This is a genomic window from Streptococcus vicugnae (assembly GCF_016461705.1).
Classification (GTDB): domain Bacteria; phylum Bacillota; class Bacilli; order Lactobacillales; family Streptococcaceae; genus Streptococcus; species Streptococcus vicugnae.
Genome location: NZ_JAEMHW010000004.1, coordinates 1 through 18,302 on the forward strand (window position 1 = coordinate 1; position 18,302 = coordinate 18,302).

Consider the following 18,302-nt stretch of genomic DNA (forward strand, 5'->3'; position numbering starts at 1 on the left):
AAATTGCCCCTTACTTTGCGGATTTTAAACCATAAGTATCAATTGAAAAAAGATCAGAGATTTCTGATCTTCTTTTTTTTATTCTGCTTGGAAGAATGATTGGTAGAGTGCTCGCACGGCTTCTTTTTCATGTTCTGTTTGTGTAACGAACATGACTGAGACTTCACTTGAACCTTGCGAAATCATTTCCAAGTTGATGTGTTTATCTGATAGGGCTTTAGTTGCTGTCGCTGTTACCCCGATATGATTCTTCATGTCTTCACCGACAATCATAATGATTGAAAGGTTGTGTTCGATGTCTACTTCATCAACACCAAGCTCTCTTGTAAGATATGAAATGATTTCTTGTTCTTTAATAGGGGTTAGTTCTCGTTCACGAACAATAACTGACATGTCGTCGATACCTGTAGGCATGTGTTCCCAACGGATATTTAAATCTTCGAGAATTTGAAGAACTTTACGACCGAATCCGACTTCACGGTTCATAAGGTATTTAGACATGTTAATACTTGCAAATTCATCGTCTGCTGCAATACCAATGACTGGGACTGTAGGTCCACTGTGTTTTAGGGTGATACGTGTACCTGGGTGTTCTGGGTTATTTGTGTTTTTGATAACGAGAGGAATTTTACCACGGTAAGCAGGAATAAGTGCTTCATCGTGTAGAACAGAAAATCCAGCGTAAGCAAGTTCGCGCATTTCACGGTATGTTAATTCTTGGATTGTGTGTGGTTTGTGAACAACACCTGGGTGAGCTGCAAAGATACCGTCAACGTCAGTAAAGTTTTCGTATAAATCTGCTTTCACACCAGCTGCAACGATTGATCCCGAAATATCAGAACCTCCGCGAGAGAAAGTACAGATTTGATTGTCAACAGTTACACCAAAGAATCCAGGGATAACAAGAATTTCTTCAGAATCGCGCAATTCTTCAAGTTTATCATAACTTGATGGAAGAATTCGTGCATTTCCAGGTTCGCTTGAAACAATAATACCAGCTTCTTTAGGGTGAACGTAACGAGCATTGAGTCCATTTTTACGGAAAAATTCTGCTACGAGTTTAGCGTTATTATCCTCACCAGCTGCTAGGAATGTATCATACAAGAATTCATTGCATTCGATAGGAAGTGTCGCAAGATTTGTAATCGCGCCTGCAATTTTGCTCATGACTGATGAACTAAGTTCAAGTTCATCAGCAATAGCTTGGTAACGGTTAATAATCCATTCTTGTGCAGCAGTGACGTCATCACCTGAGGTGTAGTTCTTGTAATACTTAATAAGGGCATCGGTAACTTTAGTATCTTCTGAGTTACGTTTTCCGGGTGCTGATACAACAACAAAACGTCGTTCGTTATCAGATTTCACAATATTCAAAACTTTTTTCAGTTGTTCAGCCGAAGCCAGTGAACTACCACCAAATTTGATTACTTTCATGACCTTCTCCAAAATTCTAAAATTTGTATACAATTATAGCAAAATTCTGAAAATTTGTCAGTAGTTTTTCAAATAAAAAGATAGTATAATAGAGGAATGGAAAAATTTAAAGCAATTATTTTTGATATGGATGGTGTTTTATTTGATACTGAAACCTTTTATTATCGTCGCCGTGAAAAGTTTTTGGCTGAAAAGGGGATTTGTATAAAGCATCTTCCGCCTAGTTTTTTTATTGGTGGCAATATGAAGCAAATTTGGCCTGATATTTTACGAGATGATTTTGATAAGTGGGATACTGATCAGCTTCAAAAAGAGTACTCTATTTACAAAAAAATTCATCCACTTCCTTATAAAGATTTAATTTTTGAAGATACTTTTGAAGTGATTAAAGGTCTTTTTGATAAAGGGTACCATTTGGGGCTTGCTTCTAGCTCAACTAAGCATGATATTTTGAAGGCACTTGATGAAACAGGGTTAAGAGAGTATTTTTCAGTGATTTTATCAGGTGAGGAATTCGAAAAAGGAAAACCACATCCTGCCATTTATCAAGAAGCAAGACGTCAACTTGGCTTTAATGATGAAGAGACTCTTGTTATTGAAGATAGTGAAAAAGGTATTCAAGCTGGTGTTTCTGCTAATTTACCCGTTTGGGCTATTGAAGATACCTTGTTTGATATGAACCAGAGTAAAGCCACTCGATTAGTGAAAAACTTGACTCAAGTTATTGAGGATTTGTCAAAAAAATAGTAAAAAAGTAGGTGCAAGCCTACTTTTTTTGAATAATAGTTTGATATAAAAAATATTAAAAACGCAAACTAAATTATCAAAAATGCGATTTTTTTCTTGATTTAGCAATGATTATTATGCTAAAATAGCTGTTGCTAAATAGTTTAATTATCAAACTATTTTTATCACATCTGATGGAGGTAGGTAGATGTCTTTCGATAATGTGATTTATGAAAAGGGAGAAGTTGCAACTTTAACCTTGAATCGCCCAGATATTTCGAATGGTTTCAATATTCCAACTTGTCAAGAGATTCTTGAAGTTATGGAACTTGTAAAAGCAGATAACTCTGTGAAGATTTTGGTCATTAAAGCAGTTGGTAAAGTTTTTTCAATTGGTGGTGACTTAGCAGAAATGCAACGTGCGGTTGAATCTGACAATGTAGAATCTCTTGTTGAAATTGCTAGTTTGGTTAATAAAATTTCTTTTGCAATGAAGAAATTGCCTAAACCAGTCATTATGAGTGTTGATGGTGCGGTTGCAGGTGCGGCTGCTAACATGGCTGTTGCAGCAGATTTTGTAGTAGCAAGTGAAAAAGCTAAATTTATTCAAGCGTTTGTTGGTGTTGGTCTTGCTCCTGATGCTGGTGGTCTTTTCTTGATGAGTCGAGCTATTGGAACAACACGTGCTGTTCAGTTAGCAATGACTGGTGAGGGCTTAAATGCTGAAAAAGCTCTTGATTATGGAATTGTTTACCGCCTTTGTGAGTCTGAGAAGCTTGAACGAACTACGAATCAGTTAACGAAACGTTTACTCCGTGGCTCTATCAATTCTTATCGAGCAATTAAAGAAATGTCTTGGAAAGCCCAATTTGAAGGTTGGGAAGATTATGCGAAACTTGAATTGCAGCTTCAAGAAGAATTAGCGTTTAAGGAAGATTTCAAAGAAGGTGTTCGTGCTTTTGCTGAAAAACGCCGCCCGAAATTTTCTGGAAAATAGTGTAAATAATTGTTTGATTTTCAAATTATTTTTTCAGTTTGAGCCGAAATACCTTGCAAAATATTTTGATGTTTGATATACTTTGATTGTCAAAGTTTATTTAGGAGGTGAAATCTTGGATTATAATAGAATCAATGAATATCTGGTTGATATTTTTAATCGTGTTCAGGTTATTGAAGAGACTAGTTTGCGAACAAGTCAATTCAACGATGTTTCATTAAAGGAAATGCATACCATTGAGATTATTGGTAAGAATTCTAATGTGACTCCAAGTGATATTGCACGTGAGTTGATGTTGACCCTCGGTACAATAACCACTAGTTTAAATAAGCTTGAGGCAAAAGGTTATATTGAAAGACGACGCTCAAAATTAGACCGTCGTGTGGTTCATTTAACTTTGACAAAAAAAGGAAGATTATTAGATAGGCTTCATCATAAATTCCATAAGAATATGGTTTCTCATATTGCTGAGGATATGAATGAAGAAGAACTAGAAGCTCTTTTGAGAGGGCTTAAAAATCTTCATAAGTTTCTTGAGGAGTTAATGTAATAATGGTATTTGCAAGAATTGCTCAGGCAGCAGCCTATGCCCCTGAACAAGTGATTACAAACGATGATTTGTCTGAAATCATGGACACTAGCGATGAATGGATTTCATCACGTACTGGAATTAGAAGACGACACATCACTCGAACTGAAACAACTAGTGATTTAGGGACGCAAGTTGCCAAGCAACTAATTTCAAAAGCTGGTTTGTCAGCTGAGGATATTGATTTCATCATTGTTGCAACAATTACCCCTGATAGTCTTATGCCATCAACAGCGGCTCGTGTTCAAGCCAATGTTGGTGCCGTTAATGCCTTTGCGATGGATATGACAGCAGCATGTAGTGGATTTGTATTTGCACTTGCGACTGCTGATAAATTTATTCAATCAGGTATGTATAAACGAGGAATCGTTATTGGTGCTGAGACATTGTCAAAAACACTGGATTGGTCAGATAGAAGCACTTCTGTTTTATTTGGGGATGGCGCTGGTGGCGTCTTGCTTGAAGCGTCAGATACAAAGCATTTTCTAGCAGAATCTTTGAATACTGATGGTAGTCGTGGCCTTAGCTTAACTTCAGGAAAAGTTGGCTTATCTTCACCATTTTCTGAAAAAGAAGAGGATGATAAATTCTTGAAAATGGATGGCCGAGCTATTTTTGATTTTGCAATCAGAGATGTGGCTAAGAATATCAAAGCGCTTATTGAAGATTCTGACGTTTCAGCAGATGATTTAGATTATCTGTTCTTACACCAAGCTAATATCCGTATTTTGGATAAAATCGCTAAAAAAGTTGGTGTTGATGTCAGCAAGTTGCCAGCAAACATGATGGAGTATGGTAACACAAGTGCTGCAAGTATTCCGATCTTATTGGCAGAATATGTTGATAAAGGACTTGTAAAATTAGATGGCTCTCAAACAGTTCTTTTCTCTGCTTTCGGTGGAGGTTTGACATGGGGAAGCCTAATTGTTAAAATTTAGTTACAAACTTGTGCATTAGCATGAGATAAATTTATATATATTTATTAAGGAGAAATTAATCATGGCAGTATTTGAAAAAGTACAAGAAATTATCGTTGAAGAACTTGGTAAAGAAGCAGAAGAAGTTAAATTGGAAACTACTTTCGATGAACTTGATGCTGATTCACTTGATGTTTTCCAAGTAATCTCAGAAATCGAAGATGCATTTGATATTCAAATCGAAACTGAAGAAGGTCTTAACACTGTAGGTGACTTGGTTGCTTACGTTGAAGAAAAAACAAAATAATTACATGGATGGAGTTGGAATTAAAAACTAACTCCACTATATATTTAGTTGAAAGGGCTGTGGGATAAGTTGCTAAAGAGCGAAAAACTTATCTTACTCCCTCTCTTCTTATTATGATAGTTTGACTATCAAATTATTGTTTGGTAAAGACTAAGAAGGTTTAACATGAAAACACGTATTACAGAATTATTAAATATCAAATATCCAATTTTTCAAGGTGGTATGGCTTGGGTTGCCGATGGTGACTTGGCTGGTGCCGTTTCAAACGCTGGTGGTTTAGGTATTATTGGTGGTGGTAATGCACCTAAAGAAGTTGTAAAAGCAAATATTGATAAGGTTAAAGAAATTACTGATAAGCCTTTTGGTGTTAATATTATGCTTTTGTCACCATTTGTTGATGATATTGTTGATCTTGTTATTGAAGAAGGGGTCAAAGTTGTTACAACTGGTGCAGGTAACCCAGGTAAATATATGGAACGTTTCCACGAAGCTGGTATTACAGTTATTCCAGTTGTCCCTAGTGTTGCTCTTGCAAAACGTATGGAAAAACTAGGAGCAGATGCTGTTATTGCAGAAGGTATGGAAGCTGGCGGTCACATTGGTAAATTGACAACAATGACACTAGTACGTCAAGTTGTTGATGCAGTTAACATTCCAGTTATTGGTGCTGGTGGTGTTGGTGATGGTCGCGGTGCAGCAGCAATCTTTATGCTTGGTGCAGAAGCTGTTCAAATCGGAACTCGCTTTGCTGTTTCAAAAGAATCTAATGCACACCAAAATTTCAAAGATAAAATCTTAAAAGCAAAAGATATTGATACAGTTATTTCTGCATCCGTTGTTGGACATCCAGTTCGTGCTGTTAAAAATAAATTGACAACATCATATGCACACGCAGAAAAAGATTTCTTGGCTGGTCGTAAGACTAAAGAAGATATCGAAGTATTGGGAGCAGGCGCTTTGCGTAATGCTGTTGTTGATGGTGATGTTGTGACTGGTTCAGTCATGGCAGGCCAAATTGCAGGTTTGATTCGTAAAGAAGAAACTTGTGAAGAAATCTTAAAAGATCTCTATTATGGTGCTCAAGAAGTTATCTTAGAAGAAGCTAAACGTTGGGCTGATATTGAGAAAGATTAATATTTCTATTTAAATAAAAATCAAATTCCGTTTGGGAGGATTTAATGACGAAAACTGCCTTTTTATTTGCTGGTCAAGGGGCTCAAAAACTTGGAATGGCAAGTGATTTATATGAAAAATATCCGATTGTTAGGGAGACTTTTGATCAAGCTAGTTCTATTCTTGGCTATAATCTTCGTGATTTAATTGATAAGGAAGAAGATAAATTAAATCAAACACGCTACACACAGCCAGCTATTTTGACGACATCCGTTGCAATTTATCGCTTATTGCAAGAGAAAGGCTTTAAAGCAGATATGGTTGCTGGGCTTTCACTAGGTGAATACTCAGCTTTGGTGGCTTCAGGAGCTTTGAACTTTGAGGATGCTGTTGCTTTAGTGGCAAAACGTGGTGAATTTATGGAGACTGCAGCTCCAGCTGGAACTGGAAAAATGGTTGCTGTCATGAATACGGAAGCATCTCTTATTGAAGATATTTGTCAAAAAGCTTCTATTAAAGGTGTGGTAACACCAGCAAACTATAATACCCCAGCACAAATTGTGATTGGTGGTGAAACAGAAGCTGTTAATTATGCTGTTGAGTTACTTAAGGAAGTTGGAGTGAAACGTTTGATTCCATTGAAAGTTTCAGGACCATTTCACACTGCTTTGTTAGCGCCAGCTAGCAAACGTCTTTCAGAAGTACTTGATAAAGTTACTTTTTCTGATTTTGACATTCCATTGGTTGGAAATACTGAAGCTAAAGTGATGGAATACAGTGATATCAAAGCTTTGCTTGCTAGACAAGTGAAAGAACCTGTTCGTTTTTACGATTCTATTGAAACAATGCGTAAACTCGGAATGACAGAAGTTATTGAAGTTGGTCCAGGTAAAGTTTTAAGCGGATTCCTTCGCAAAATCGATAAAAGTATTTCAACATCAACAGTTGAAGATGAAGCAAGCTTGAATGCTTTGCTAGAAAAATAGGAGATAGTCATGGATATCAAAAATAAGAACGTTTTTGTAACAGGGTCAACCCGAGGAATTGGTTTAGCTATTGCTCATCGTTTTGCTAGCCTTGGAGCTAACGTTGTTCTTAATGGTCGTTCACAGATTTCAGCAGAAGTGATTGATAGTTTTAAAGAGTATCATGTGAAAGTTGTTGCTATTTCTGGTGATGTTTCACAATACGATGATGCTAAACGCATGGTTGATGAAGCTATTGCTGAGCTTGGTTCAGTGGATATTTTGGTCAACAATGCGGGTATCACAAATGATAAATTAATGTTGAAAATGACTGAAGCTGACTTTGAATCAGTGCTTAAAGTGAATTTGACTGGTGCTTTTAACATGACGCAATCAGTCTTGAAGCCGATGACACGTGCTCGTCAGGGTGCTATCATTAACTTGTCTAGTGTTGTTGGATTGACAGGTAATGTTGGTCAAGCAAACTATGCTGCTTCAAAAGCTGGTTTGATTGGCTTTACGAAATCAGTTGCTCGTGAAGTTGCTGCGCGTGGCGTTCGCGTGAATGCTATTGCACCAGGATTTATTGAATCAGATATGACTGATGCGATTCCTGAAAAAATGCAAGAAGCGATTTTAGCAGGTATTCCAATGAAACGTATTGGTAAAGCAGAGGAAGTAGCTTCTGTAGCTAGCTTCCTTGCTGAGCAAGAATACTTGACTGGACAAGTCATTGCAATTGATGGTGGTATGGCAATGTAAACTATTGTTTGCTTTGCTGTAATAGTTTAAAATTAGAAGTATAATTTCTCTTAAGAGGAGACAAAAATGACATTAAATAGAGTTGTAGTAACAGGTTACGGTTTAACATCACCTATCGGAAATACTCCAGAAGAATTCTGGAACAATCTTCATGACGGTAAAATTGGTATCGGACCAATCACTAAATTTGATAATTCTGAAATCCCTGTACGTAATGCTGGTGAAATTAAAGATTTCCCATTTGATAAATATTTTGTTCGCAAAGATAAAAATCGTATGGATCAATACTCACTTTATGCGATTTATGCGACTTTAGAAGCTCTTGAAAATGCAAAACTTGATATGGATACAGTTGATCGTGACCGTACTGGTGTCATCGTATCATCTGGTATCGGTGGTTTGCAAGAAATGCAAGAGCAAATCATTCGTATGCACGAAAAAGGTATCAAACGTATTCAACCAATGTTCATTCCTAAAGCTCTTTCAAATATGGCCGCAGGTAACATTGCTTTGCGTATTGGTGCGCGTGGTGTATGTAAATCAATCACGACTGCTTGTGCCTCATCTAACGATGCTATTGGTGAAGCTTTCCGTGAAATTAAATTCGGTTACCACGATGTTATTTTGGCAGGTGGTGCAGAATCTACAATTAATGAAATCGGTATTGGTGGTTTCAATGCTTTGACTGCTCTTTCAACAACTGAAGATCCAGCTCGCTCAGCTATCCCATTTGATAAAGATCGAAATGGTTTTGTTATGGGTGAAGGTGCGGGTGTCCTAGTTCTTGAAAGTCTTGAACATGCTCAAAAACGTGGCGCAACAATTCTTGCTGAAGTTGTTGGCTATGGTAGCAACTGTGATGCTTATCACCAAACAACTCCAACACCAGACGGATCAGGTGCTGCTAAAGCTATTCAATTGGCTATTGATGAAGCTGGAATTGCTCCAGAAGACGTTGATTACGTTAACGCACACGGTACATCAACTCAAGCCAATGAAAAAGGTGAAAGTAAAGCAATCGTAACTGTTCTTGGTAAAGATGTTCCAGTTTCTTCAACTAAATCATTTACTGGTCACCTTCTTGGTGCAGCAGGTGCTGTTGAAGCTGTTGCTACAATTGAAGCTATCCGACACAACTATATTCCAATGACAGCTGGTACACGTGAATTGTCAGAAGACATTGAAGCAAATGTTGTCTATGGACAGGGTCAAGAAGCAGAATTGACTTACGCTATTTCAAATACATTCGGATTTGGTGGACACAATTCTGTATTAGCATTTAAACGTTGGGAGGCGTAAGCGTGAATATTTCTGAAGTAAAAGACTTGATGGCTCAATTTGACCAGTCAAGCCTACGTGAATTTTCATTTAAAACTGCTGAATCTGAATTATCATTTAGTAAAAATGAATACACAGCTCCTGTAGCGCCTGTTGCTGCTAGCGCAGCTCCAGTTGCTCCAGCTGTTGAAACGGTATCTGCCCCAGCAGCTACAGCAGCATCTACAGATTCAGAAGAAGCAACTGAAGCTGATACTGATATTTTTGCAGAAGGTGAAGAAGTGACAAGCCCTCTTGTTGGTGTGGCTTATCTTGCTCCAGCACCTGATAAACCAGCCTTTGTATCAGTTGGCGATTCAGTTAAAAAAGGTCAAACATTGTTAATCATTGAGGCTATGAAAGTCATGAATGAAATTCCAGCTCCAAAAGATGGTATCGTGACAGACGTTATGGTAGACAACGAAGATGTTGTTGAATTCGGACAAGGATTGGTACGTATTAAATGATTGATATTAAACAAATTCGTGAAGCTTTACCACACCGTTATCCAATGCTTTTGGTTGACCGAGTGCTTGAAGTGAGTGATGATGAAATTGTTGCTATTAAAAATGTGACAATTAATGAACCATTTTTCAATGGACATTTTCCAGAATACCCTGTTATGCCAGGTGTTCTTATCATGGAAGCTCTTGCTCAAACAGCAGGTGTCCTAGAACTTTCAAAAGAAGAAAATAAAGGGAAATTGGTTTTTTACGCTGGAATGGACAAAGTTCGTTTCAAAAAACAAGTTGTTCCAGGTGACCAATTGATTATGACAGCGAAATTTGTTAAACGCCGTGGCACAATTGCTGTGGTGGAAGCAAAAGCAGAAGTTGATGGTAAATTAGCAGCTTCTGGCACATTGACGTTTGCTATTGGTAGTTAAGAAATAGTAGTTTAACGTAAACTGTGACAAAAAAAGAATTTTGACTGGAATGCTAAAACATTCCAAATAGGAGGAAAAAGCAGACGTATGTTTAAAAAGATATTAATTGCCAATCGTGGAGAAATTGCGGTACGTATCATTCGTGCGGCACGTGAATTGGGAATCAATACGGTAGCTGTCTATTCTGAAGCTGATAAAAATTCTTTGCATACGATTTTGGCTGATGAAGCAATTTGTATCGGTCCAGCTCGTTCGACAGACTCTTATCTTAATATGAATGCCGTCTTGTCAGCTGCTATTGTAACAGGTGCTGAAGCGATTCACCCTGGTTTTGGATTTTTGAGTGAAAACTCAAAATTCGCAACCATGTGTGAAGAAATGCATATCAAGTTTATAGGACCAAGTGCTGAAATCATGGACAAAATGGGTGATAAAATTAATGCTCGTGCTGAAATGATTGCAGCTAATGTCCCAGTTATTCCTGGATCAGACGGTGAAGTATTTACAGCTGAGCAAGCTTTAGAAGTTGCTGAGAGACTTGGCTACCCAGTGATGCTTAAAGCTTCAGCTGGTGGCGGCGGTAAAGGTATTCGTAAAGTTGAATCAGCACAAGACCTTGTACCAGCCTTCGAATCAGCTTCTCAAGAGGCTTTGGCAGCATTTGGTAATGGTGCCATGTATATTGAAAAAGTGGTTTATCCAGCACGCCATATTGAGGTTCAAATTTTAGGTGATAGTCATGGTAATGTGGTTCACCTAGGAGAACGTGATTGTTCTCTTCAACGTAATAACCAAAAAGTCCTTGAAGAAAGTCCATCCATTGCGATTGGTAAAACACTTCGTAGTAAAATTGGTGAAGCTGCAGTTCGCGCAGCTAAGGCTGTTGGTTATGAAAATGCGGGAACAATTGAATTCTTGCTTGATGAAAAGACTTCACAATTCTATTTCATGGAAATGAATACACGTGTTCAAGTTGAACACCCTGTAACTGAATTTGTCACTGGTGTTGATATTGTTAAGGAGCAAATTCGTATTGCTGCTGGACAAGAATTATCAGTCACACAAGATGACATTAAAATTACTGGTCATGCTATTGAATGTCGTATCAATGCTGAAAATCCGAAATTTAACTTTGCACCAAGTCCTGGTAAAATTACAGATTTGTATTTGCCAAGTGGTGGTGTTGGATTGCGTGTAGACTCTGCTGTTTATAATGGCTATACGATTCCACCATATTATGATAGTATGATTGCGAAAATTATTGTACATGGTGAAAATCGTTTTGATGCATTGATGAAAATGCAACGTGCTCTTTACGAATTAGAAATTGAAGGAGTGACAACTAACGTTGAATTCCAAATGGATTTGATTTGTGATGAGCATGTTATTGCAGGAGACTACGATACTTCATTCTTAATGGAGACATTCTTGCCAAACTACAACAAGGAAAATGATTAGGAGATTTCATGGCTTTATTTAGTAAAAAAGATAAGTACATCCGAATTACTCCCAATAACTCTATTAAACAATCGGAACCTCGTGAAGTTCCTGAGGTTCCTGATGAATTGTTTGCCAAGTGCCCAGCTTGTAAGCACATGATTTATCAAAAAGACTTAGGGGTTGCAAAGATTTGTCCAGCTTGTTCTTATAACTTCCGTATTTCTGCTAAAGAACGTTTGGCGATTACAGTAGATGAAGGAAGCTTTGAAGAACTCTTTACTGGGCTTGAAACAAGTGACCCACTTAAGTTCCCTGGCTATCAAGAAAAATTGGCTAAAATGCGTGAAAAGACTGGCCTTGAAGAGGCTGTCGTTACTGGTAAAACTTTGATTAAGGGAGAAAAGATTGCACTTGCTATCATGGATTCAAACTTTATCATGGCTTCAATGGGAACTGTTGTTGGTGAAAAAATCACTCGTTTGTTCGAGATGGCAATTGATGAAAAATTACCAGTTGTTATTTTTACGGCATCAGGTGGCGCTCGAATGCAAGAAGGTATTATGAGCTTGATGCAAATGGCGAAAGTTTCAGCTGCTGTAAAACGTCATTCTGAAGCAGGTCTGTTCTATTTGACAATCTTGACTGACCCTACAACAGGAGGGGTGACAGCAAGTTTTGCTATGGAAGGTGACATTATTTTAGCAGAGCCTCAAGCTTTGGTTGGTTTTGCTGGTCGACGTGTTATTGAGACAACAGTGCGAGAAAACTTGCCAGAGGATTTCCAAAGAGCTGAATTCCTTTTGGAACATGGCTTTGTTGATGCCATTGTAAAACGTACTGAAATGCCTGATGTTATTGCCAAACTAGTTGCATTTCATGGAGGTGCCAAATGAGTAGTGATGTATCAAGAATTTTGAAAGAAGCGCGTGATCAAGGTCGTTTGACAACCTTGGAATACGCTAATTTGATTTTTGATGATTTTATGGAACTTCATGGAGATCGTCATTTTGCAGATGATGGAGCAATCGTTGGGGGAATTGCTCGACTTGCTGGTCGTCCTGTGACAGTTATTGGTATTCAAAAAGGGAAAAATTTACAGGAAAATCTAAAACGCAATTTTGGTCAACCTAATCCAGAAGGTTATCGTAAAGCACTTCGTTTGATGAAACAAGCTGAAAAATTTGGTCGTCCTGTCGTTACCTTCATTAACACTGCGGGAGCTTATCCTGGTGTTGGTGCTGAAGAAAGAGGACAAGGTGAAGCAATCGCGCGTAACTTGCTTGAAATGAGTGACCTTAAGGTGCCAATTATTGCTATTATCATTGGTGAAGGTGGTTCAGGTGGTGCTCTTGCCCTTGCTGTGGCTGATAAAGTTTGGATGCTTGAACACAGCATGTATGCGATTTTGAGTCCAGAAGGCTTTGCATCAATTTTATGGAAAGATGGTTCACGTGCAACTGAAGCCGCTGAACTGATGAAAATAACAGCTGGTGAGCTTTACAATATGGGAGTTGTTGATAAAGTGATCCCAGAACATGGTTATTTCTCAAGTGAAATCGTTGAGATGATTAAGACAAATCTTATTTCTGAATTAGAGGAACTTAGTCAACTTCCTTTAGAGCAATTAATCAAAAATCGTTATCAACGCTTTAGAAAATTTTAAAAATCCCACTTCGTACTAACCTCAAGTCAAAGAAAACTATTTCCTTGACTTTGAGGATGGTTCAAAGGGGATTTTTTTCTGATAAAAAAACACCTGCTAATCAATGGACTAGCAGGATTGTTTTATTATTTAGGTGAAATAACTTCAGCTCCACCCATGTATGGACGAAGTACTTCTGGAATTGTTACAGAACCATCTTCGTTTTGGTAGTTTTCAAGGATTGCAGCAACTGTACGTCCAACAGCAAGACCTGAACCGTTAAGAGTGTGAAGAAGTTTAACTTTACCATCAGCTTCGTCACGGTAACGGATTTGGGCACGGCGTGCTTGGAAATCTTCTGTATTTGAGCAGCTTGAGATTTCACGGTAAGTGTTTTGTGCTGGAATCCAAACTTCTAAGTCGTAAGTTTTAGCAGCTGAGAATCCCATGTCTCCAGTACATAGTGTGATAACGCGGTATGGTAAACCAAGTTTTTGAAGAATATTTTCAGCGTTAGCAACCATTTTTTCCAATTCATCATATGAAGTTTCTGGTTTTGAGAATTTAACCATTTCAACTTTGTGGAATTGGTGAAGACGAATCAAACCACGTGTGTCACGACCAGCTGAACCAGCTTCTGAACGGAATGATGGGCTCATTGCTGTGAAGTAAACTGGAAGTTCTTTGCCGTCTAGGATTTCACCACGGTAGTAGTTTGTAAGTGGTACTTCAGCAGTTGGGATAAGAACGTAGTCAGAATCAGCCAATTCAAATGTATCTTCTTTGAATTTTGGATATTGACCAGTACCGAACATTGAATCGTGGTTTACCATGTAAGGAGGAATAACTTCTGTGTAACCTTCTTTAGCGTGTTCATCCAACATGAAGTTGTAGATAGCACGTTCTAGGCGAGCACCAAGTCCTTTGTAGAAAAGGAAGCGAGATCCAGTGACTTTCGCACCACGTTCCCAGTCAAGAATATCAAGATCTTCACCAAGATCCCAGTGAGCTTTGATATCAAAGTCAAATTCACGAGGTGTTCCCCAACGACGAACTTCAACGTTTTCGTCTTCGTCAGCACCGACAGGAACGTCAGCTGCAGGGATATTTGGAAGTGTTGCTGTGAATTCAGATAATTTTTCATCGATTTCAGCTAATTCAGCATCAGTTGCTTTGATGTCTGCTGACAATTTTTGCATTGCAGCGATTTGTTCAGAAGCATCTTCTTTGTTGCGTTTAGCTTGAGCGATAGCAGCAGATGCAGTGTTACGTTCAGCTTTAGCTGATTCAGATTTTACAAGCAATTCACGACGTTTGTCGTCAAGTTCTTTAAGTTCAGCAAGTTTTTCAGCAGCAACGCCACGTGTAGCTAATTTTTTAGCCACTTCGTCGAAATCGTTACGAATACGTTTGATGTCTAACATAAGTTTCCTCCAATGGTTTTTGGTGTTCAGAGGGCCTTATATAGCCCAGAATGAACAAAAAGCACAGCATGTTAACTGCTGGAGCGCAATTGCGCGGTTCCATCCAGCTTCACATCCTGTGCACTTAATTTCTTATTTTAGATGATATAACGGTAGAATTTCGGAATTATCACTCTATCTGCTCACAGCGACCGCAGACTTTCTGAAAGAGCTCAACTCTTACTTATCCGTACTCTTTATTATACTAAAATTATTTCTTTTTGACAAATCGTGATAGTTTTGCCATAAGGGTTTGAACTAGGGTAAGCATGCGAACAACCTTATCGTTACCGATATGTTGGCGAGCCACTTTTAAGATTTTTCCTGAGTCTTTTGAGGCAAAGAGAAATTTTCCTTTATCTGTAAAGACTTCAAAGTGACGGCTTACTTTATTGCGAGAAACGTTAGCTCCGATTTTTTCAATGTTTTCCCAAGGAATTTGAATATAATCTTCAACGTTAGCATCGCTATAGAATTCAAGTCCTTTATTACCGAGAAGGAATTTACCAACTTTCCCCCCCATACCAAGGTAAGAAACACCAGTAGTCGTTAATTCCACGGTAGAATTAAGTGATTGTGCCATGTCATCTCCTCTGATTAAGCTTTTTGTCTATTATAACATAATAAAAAAAGAAGGACCGAAATCCTTCCTTTCTTTTATTACATGATTCCGAAGAAACGTGCGATAATACCAACGATGAACAATGCAATAATGATTGTAATTGGTGAAACTTTTTTCTTAAGCAACCACATGCAAAGGAATGTAAGAAGAAGTCCCATCAAACCAGGAATCAATGAATCCAATTGAGCTTGAAGTGTGTTAGTTTTTTCAGCTGATAGGCTAAGTCCGCTAGCAACATCACCAAGGATACCTTTCAATTGTTCACCAGTAACGTTTCCTTTAGGGAATTCGATGTAAGCACCTTCTGAAAGTTTAGTTGAAGGAAGTTTTACAGCGAAAGTAATTGATACCCAACGTTCAACAAGAACGGCAAGGATGAACATACCAAGGATTGAAGCACCTTTAGTGATTTTTTGGATGATACCACCTGAAAGGTCTTTAGTGATTTCAGAACCAGCACGGTAACCAAGTTCTTGAGTGTACCACAAGAATGCCATACGGATGATGTTCCATCCAAAGAAAAATAGGAGTGGACCAACAATGTTACCTGCCATAGCAAGTGAAGCACCAAGGGCACCAAGGATAGGACGAACAGTAAACCAGAAGACTGGGTCACCGACACCAGCAAGAGGTCCCATCATACCGATTTTAACCCCTTGGATAGCTGTATCATCAATTTCAGCACCATTTGCGCGTTCTTCTTCAAGGGCAAGAGTTACACCGATGATCGGAGCAGCAACGTATGGGTGAGTATTGAAGAATTCCAAGTGACGTTCAAGAGCAGCAGCTCGGTCTTCTTTAGATGTATAAAGTTTTTTGATGGCAGGGATTAAAGCATATGCCCAACCTAAGTTTTGCATACGTTCGTAGTTCCAAGAACCTTGAAGGAAAGTTGAACGCCACCAAACTTTTTGACGGTCAGATTTTGATAATTGAAGTTTTTCAGTCATGTTAGTGCCCCTTTCTAGTAGTCTTCTAGGATATCGCCAATTGGGTCACCAGAACCTGAAACAGTTCCGCCACCGTTTCCACCTTTTTCTGAGAGGTTAAGGTAGATGAAGGCAAGGGCAACACCGATTGTACCAAGTGCGATAAGAGTAAGATCAGAGACAGCTGCTACAGCAAAACCGATAGCGAAGAATGGCCATACTTCACTTGTAGCCATCATGTTGATAACCATAGCGTAACCTACAGCAACAACCATACCACCACCGACAGCCATACCACCTGACAACCAGTCTGGCATAGCGTTAAGAACAGATTGTACTACTGATGTTGGTACTGCAAGAAGAAGTGCAGCAGGAACAGCAATACGAAGTCCTTGAAGGAAAAGAGCAACTAAGTGAGTGCGTTCAACAGCAGCGATGTTTCCTTCTTTAGCGGCAGCGTCAGCACCGTGAACAAGGGCAACAGAAGCTGTACGAACAAGCATAGTAAGGAAAAGGCCTGCAACTGCAAGAGGGATAGCTGTTGCTGTTGCAACTGCGATACCTTTAGAAGTGAAGTCTCCACCTTTAACCATGATGATAGCAGCAGCTACAGAAGCAAGGGCAGCATCTGGTGCAACAGCGGCACCAATGTTAGCCCAACCAAGAGCGATCATTTGTAGTGAACCGCCAAGGATGATACCTGCTTCAAGGTTACCAGTAACAAGACCGATAAGTGTGCAGGCAACTAGTGGTTGGTGGAATTGGAATTCGTCAAGGATACCTTCAAGACCAGCGAAGAAGGCAACTACAACGACTAAAATCATAGAAATAACTGACATTATTCTAGTTCCTTTCGTTTATAAAAGTTTTCAATGTGCAATTGTAAGCCAGAAACCACGGCTTACAAGTTTTGGATAAAAACAGGAAGTTTGAATCTTTCTGACAGGTGAAAGCCTTTCATAGAAACGCTTACTTTTTGTTCCTGCTCGAAGCATTATTCAAAAATTATTGAACGTTTGCTTTTTTGATTAGATCAAACAAGTCTTTTTTAGAATCATTAGGGACTTTACGAACATCGAATGTTACGCCAAGGTCACGTAATTTTTCAAATGTAGCAACGTCATCTTTGTCCATAGACAATACGTTGTTAACCATTGTTTTACCTGTTGAGTGAGCCATTGAACCAACGTTAAGTTCTTTGATTGGCACACCGCCTTCGATAGCTTCAAGAGCTTCTTGAGGTGTTTCAAACAAGATAAGTGCGTGTGTGTTACCAAAACGAGGGTCTTTAGAAGCTTCAATCAATTTCTTGATTGGAACAACGTTTGCTTTAACACCGTTTGGTGCTGCTTGTTTGATCAAGCCTTTACGCAATTCATCTTTAGATACAGTGTCAGATGCAACGATGATACGGTCAGCTTTAGAAGCTGGTGTCCAGTTTGTTGCAACTTGTCCGTGAAGAAGACGTGTGTCGATACGAGCGAGGTTGATTTTAAGTTTACCATCACCAATGACAGTTCCTTCAGGAATAGCACCTTGAGGGGCAGCTTGTGCAGCAGGTGCAGCAGCTGCTGTTTCAGCAGGGTTGAGTTCTTCAGGAAGTGCTTTAACACCGTCTTTAGACTCTTTAATGATATTTGCGGCAACTTGTTCAACACCTGCATTTGCGTCCATCATACGCTCAGTGTAGGCTTGGATAAGCATTGGCAAATTAAGACCTGTAATGATAGCCATCTTGCGGTCTGGATTTTCACCCATAACGCGACTAGCTTGGTTAAATGGAGAACCACTCCAAAGGTCAGCTAGTACGAGGATTTCATCATCAGCATCAAATTGTGCGATAGCATCGTTGAAGTGTGCATATAAATCATCTGGTCCTTCACTTGGCATGAAAGTTACAACTTGAACTTTTTCTTGGTCACCAAAGATCATAGAACCTGATTGATGAATACCTTCAGCAAATTTACCATGGCTGGCAATAATAATACCGATACCCATTCTTGTTCTTCCTCCTTATGATTATTTTTCGTTGAAACAAAAAAGAATAATCTCCTTCCAGGCAAGCCCGGCAATTCTTTTCCGTTCCAAGGAAATTTTAAGAACGATATTATTGTAAAACGTTTTCACAAAAAATGCAATAGCTTTTTGAGAAAAAATAACAGAAATCATGAAAAATTTTCAGAAACTCGCAAA

Annotated in this window: 20 protein-coding genes; 14 read left to right on the top strand and 6 right to left on the bottom strand. The window is 38.7% G+C overall.

Annotated features, from left to right (window positions below; genetic code table 11):
- Positions 1–78: 78 nt before the first annotated feature.
- Positions 79–1,434 (bottom strand): aspartate kinase, encoded by a 1,356-nt coding sequence (locus JG537_RS07760; protein ID WP_132869912.1) that lies wholly within the window; start codon positions 1,432–1,434, stop codon positions 79–81.
- A gap of 96 nt (positions 1,435–1,530) precedes the next feature.
- Here JG537_RS07760 and JG537_RS07765 point away from each other — a divergent pair, with 96 nt between their 5' ends.
- The 14 genes from JG537_RS07765 to JG537_RS07830 all read left to right on the top strand — a co-directional run bounded on the left by JG537_RS07765 (position 1,531) and on the right by JG537_RS07830 (position 13,116).
- Positions 1,531–2,181, top strand: coding sequence for an HAD family hydrolase (locus JG537_RS07765; RefSeq protein ID WP_199544750.1), 651 nt, complete (start codon positions 1,531–1,533; stop codon positions 2,179–2,181).
- Positions 2,182–2,368: 187 nt separating this feature from the next.
- Entirely contained in the window at positions 2,369–3,157 is a 789-nt protein-coding gene (locus tag JG537_RS07770; RefSeq protein ID WP_199544752.1) for an enoyl-CoA hydratase, read from the top strand.
- Positions 3,158–3,272: 115 nt separating this feature from the next.
- Positions 3,273–3,707: a fatty acid biosynthesis transcriptional regulator FabT gene (gene fabT, locus JG537_RS07775; RefSeq protein ID WP_039695988.1), complete on the top strand. Its 435-nt coding sequence runs from the start codon at positions 3,273–3,275 to the stop codon at positions 3,705–3,707.
- Between the two features lie 2 nt (positions 3,708–3,709).
- Complete coding sequence (locus JG537_RS07780; protein ID WP_132868847.1) at positions 3,710–4,684, top strand: beta-ketoacyl-ACP synthase III; 975 nt, start codon at positions 3,710–3,712, stop codon at positions 4,682–4,684.
- 61 nt (positions 4,685–4,745) lie between these two features.
- Positions 4,746–4,970, top strand: coding sequence for an acyl carrier protein (locus JG537_RS07785; protein WP_006531079.1), 225 nt, complete (start codon positions 4,746–4,748; stop codon positions 4,968–4,970).
- A gap of 165 nt (positions 4,971–5,135) precedes the next feature.
- The gene (gene fabK, locus JG537_RS07790; RefSeq protein WP_132868848.1) at positions 5,136–6,104 is read left to right on the top strand and encodes an enoyl-[acyl-carrier-protein] reductase FabK; all 969 of its coding nucleotides are present in this window, start codon (positions 5,136–5,138) and stop codon (positions 6,102–6,104) included.
- Between the two features lie 44 nt (positions 6,105–6,148).
- The gene (gene fabD, locus JG537_RS07795) at positions 6,149–7,069 is read left to right on the top strand and encodes an ACP S-malonyltransferase (RefSeq protein WP_132868849.1); all 921 of its coding nucleotides are present in this window, start codon (positions 6,149–6,151) and stop codon (positions 7,067–7,069) included.
- 9 nt (positions 7,070–7,078) lie between these two features.
- On the top strand, positions 7,079–7,810 hold the full coding sequence (gene fabG, locus JG537_RS07800; RefSeq protein WP_132868850.1) for a 3-oxoacyl-[acyl-carrier-protein] reductase: 732 nt from the start codon (positions 7,079–7,081) through the stop codon (positions 7,808–7,810).
- Between the two features lie 66 nt (positions 7,811–7,876).
- Positions 7,877–9,109, top strand: a complete 1,233-nt coding sequence (gene fabF / locus JG537_RS07805; protein WP_132868851.1) for a beta-ketoacyl-ACP synthase II — start codon at positions 7,877–7,879, stop codon at positions 9,107–9,109.
- A 2-nt stretch (positions 9,110–9,111) separates the two neighbouring features.
- On the top strand, positions 9,112–9,594 hold the full coding sequence (gene accB / locus JG537_RS07810; RefSeq protein ID WP_199544754.1) for an acetyl-CoA carboxylase biotin carboxyl carrier protein: 483 nt from the start codon (positions 9,112–9,114) through the stop codon (positions 9,592–9,594).
- A complete protein-coding gene (gene fabZ / locus JG537_RS07815) occupies positions 9,591–10,013 on the top strand; it encodes a 3-hydroxyacyl-ACP dehydratase FabZ (protein WP_074629165.1) in 423 nt (140 codons plus the stop codon). The genes accB and fabZ overlap by 4 nt, the downstream gene beginning before the upstream one ends.
- Positions 10,014–10,100: 87 nt before the next feature.
- The gene (locus tag JG537_RS07820; RefSeq protein ID WP_199544756.1) at positions 10,101–11,471 is read left to right on the top strand and encodes an acetyl-CoA carboxylase biotin carboxylase subunit; all 1,371 of its coding nucleotides are present in this window, start codon (positions 10,101–10,103) and stop codon (positions 11,469–11,471) included.
- Positions 11,472–11,479: 8 nt separating this feature from the next.
- The gene (gene accD, locus JG537_RS07825) at positions 11,480–12,346 is read left to right on the top strand and encodes an acetyl-CoA carboxylase, carboxyltransferase subunit beta (protein ID WP_199544758.1); all 867 of its coding nucleotides are present in this window, start codon (positions 11,480–11,482) and stop codon (positions 12,344–12,346) included.
- Positions 12,343–13,116, top strand: coding sequence for an acetyl-CoA carboxylase carboxyl transferase subunit alpha (locus JG537_RS07830; protein ID WP_132868855.1), 774 nt, complete (start codon positions 12,343–12,345; stop codon positions 13,114–13,116). The genes accD and JG537_RS07830 overlap by 4 nt, the downstream gene beginning before the upstream one ends.
- A 125-nt stretch (positions 13,117–13,241) precedes the next feature.
- On the opposite strand, the gene serS is transcribed toward JG537_RS07830, so the two are convergent.
- The 5 genes from serS to JG537_RS07855 form a co-directional block, all read right to left on the bottom strand.
- Positions 13,242–14,519: a serine--tRNA ligase gene (gene serS, locus JG537_RS07835; protein ID WP_039695976.1), complete on the bottom strand. Its 1,278-nt coding sequence runs from the start codon at positions 14,517–14,519 to the stop codon at positions 13,242–13,244.
- Between the two features lie 250 nt (positions 14,520–14,769).
- A complete protein-coding gene (locus tag JG537_RS07840; RefSeq protein WP_132868857.1) occupies positions 14,770–15,141 on the bottom strand; it encodes a DUF956 family protein in 372 nt (123 codons plus the stop codon).
- A gap of 77 nt (positions 15,142–15,218) precedes the next feature.
- On the bottom strand, positions 15,219–16,130 hold the full coding sequence (locus tag JG537_RS07845; protein WP_199544760.1) for a PTS system mannose/fructose/sorbose family transporter subunit IID: 912 nt from the start codon (positions 16,128–16,130) through the stop codon (positions 15,219–15,221).
- A 14-nt stretch (positions 16,131–16,144) separates the two neighbouring features.
- Positions 16,145–16,948: a PTS mannose/fructose/sorbose transporter subunit IIC gene (locus tag JG537_RS07850; RefSeq protein ID WP_199544762.1), complete on the bottom strand. Its 804-nt coding sequence runs from the start codon at positions 16,946–16,948 to the stop codon at positions 16,145–16,147.
- Between the two features lie 166 nt (positions 16,949–17,114).
- Positions 17,115–18,107, bottom strand: a complete 993-nt coding sequence (locus JG537_RS07855; RefSeq protein ID WP_074561342.1) for a PTS sugar transporter subunit IIB — start codon at positions 18,105–18,107, stop codon at positions 17,115–17,117.
- Positions 18,108–18,302 lie beyond the last annotated feature (195 nt).

Excerpts from the sequence above, each read along its gene's own strand:
- fabF (WP_132868851.1), top strand. The coding sequence starts at position 7,877 with ATGACATTAAATAGAGTTGTAGTAACAGGTTACGGTTTAACATCACCT.
- JG537_RS07820 (WP_199544756.1), top strand. The coding sequence starts at position 10,101 with ATGTTTAAAAAGATATTAATTGCCAATCGTGGAGAAATTGCGGTACGT.
- serS (WP_039695976.1), bottom strand. The coding sequence starts at position 14,519 with ATGTTAGACATCAAACGTATTCGTAACGATTTCGACGAAGTGGCTAAA.
- JG537_RS07765 (WP_199544750.1), top strand. The coding sequence starts at position 1,531 with ATGGAAAAATTTAAAGCAATTATTTTTGATATGGATGGTGTTTTATTT.
- JG537_RS07830 (WP_132868855.1), top strand. The coding sequence starts at position 12,343 with ATGAGTAGTGATGTATCAAGAATTTTGAAAGAAGCGCGTGATCAAGGT.
- JG537_RS07850 (WP_199544762.1), bottom strand. The coding sequence starts at position 16,948 with ATGTCAGTTATTTCTATGATTTTAGTCGTTGTAGTTGCCTTCTTCGCT.
- JG537_RS07845 (WP_199544760.1), bottom strand. The coding sequence starts at position 16,130 with ATGACTGAAAAACTTCAATTATCAAAATCTGACCGTCAAAAAGTTTGG.
- JG537_RS07780 (WP_132868847.1), top strand. The coding sequence starts at position 3,710 with ATGGTATTTGCAAGAATTGCTCAGGCAGCAGCCTATGCCCCTGAACAA.
- fabZ (WP_074629165.1), top strand. The coding sequence starts at position 9,591 with ATGATTGATATTAAACAAATTCGTGAAGCTTTACCACACCGTTATCCA.
- JG537_RS07855 (WP_074561342.1), bottom strand. The coding sequence starts at position 18,107 with ATGGGTATCGGTATTATTATTGCCAGCCATGGTAAATTTGCTGAAGGT.
- JG537_RS07770 (WP_199544752.1), top strand. The coding sequence starts at position 2,369 with ATGTCTTTCGATAATGTGATTTATGAAAAGGGAGAAGTTGCAACTTTA.
- fabG (WP_132868850.1), top strand. The coding sequence starts at position 7,079 with ATGGATATCAAAAATAAGAACGTTTTTGTAACAGGGTCAACCCGAGGA.
- JG537_RS07760 (WP_132869912.1), bottom strand. The coding sequence starts at position 1,434 with ATGAAAGTAATCAAATTTGGTGGTAGTTCACTGGCTTCGGCTGAACAA.
- fabD (WP_132868849.1), top strand. The coding sequence starts at position 6,149 with ATGACGAAAACTGCCTTTTTATTTGCTGGTCAAGGGGCTCAAAAACTT.
- JG537_RS07785 (WP_006531079.1), top strand. The coding sequence starts at position 4,746 with ATGGCAGTATTTGAAAAAGTACAAGAAATTATCGTTGAAGAACTTGGT.
- fabK (WP_132868848.1), top strand. The coding sequence starts at position 5,136 with ATGAAAACACGTATTACAGAATTATTAAATATCAAATATCCAATTTTT.
- accD (WP_199544758.1), top strand. The coding sequence starts at position 11,480 with ATGGCTTTATTTAGTAAAAAAGATAAGTACATCCGAATTACTCCCAAT.
- JG537_RS07840 (WP_132868857.1), bottom strand. The coding sequence starts at position 15,141 with ATGGCACAATCACTTAATTCTACCGTGGAATTAACGACTACTGGTGTT.